Here is a 551-nt window from a genome sequence, read left to right as displayed (position 1 = left end):
CACCACGCCGCGCAACCCGCCGCTCTACTCGTTCGCTACCACCTACTGACCGCGGCCGCTCAACGTGGCGCTGGCGTACGAGCTTCACCAGCATTACCAGACGGCCGGCCGCAACGACAATGCCATCAAGGTGGGCGTGTCTTACCAGTTCCCCAGCACCAAGATCTCCGCGCTGTATGAGCGGCTGCACTACCGCACCGCCACGGGCGACCTGACGCGCAACGGCTACTACGCCTCGCTCGTGCAAAAGCTCGGGCCCGGCAGCATCAGGCTGGGTTTCGCGCTGGCCAGCAACGGCGCCGGCAATGCCACCGAGACGGTCGGGTTCTTCCGCAGCGGCGCGGATACCGGCGCCACCCAGTTCACGGTCGGCTATGACTACCCGCTGTCAAAGCGCACCGCGCTGTTTACCTACTACAGCCGCATCAACAACAAGAAAAACGCCATCTATGATTTCGCCATCAACAACCTCGGCGTTTCGGCTGGCGCCGATCCGCAAACCTTCGCGCTAGGCATGCGCCATAACTTCTAACCCTCGAACCTAACCCTCG

Annotated in this window: 1 pseudogene; it reads left to right on the top strand. The window is 63.0% G+C overall.

The window, feature by feature from the left end:
* A pseudogene (locus OR16_RS39115) lies at nucleotides 1–532 on the top strand (porin); the annotation flags it as partial.
* Nucleotides 533–551 lie beyond the last annotated feature (19 nt).

It is taken from the genome of Cupriavidus basilensis OR16 (genome assembly GCF_000243095.1).
GTDB classification, from domain to species: domain Bacteria; phylum Pseudomonadota; class Gammaproteobacteria; order Burkholderiales; family Burkholderiaceae; genus Cupriavidus; species Cupriavidus basilensis_D.
The sequence above is the reverse complement of the archived record's forward strand: the minus strand, read 5'-3'. Positions and strand labels throughout refer to the sequence as shown.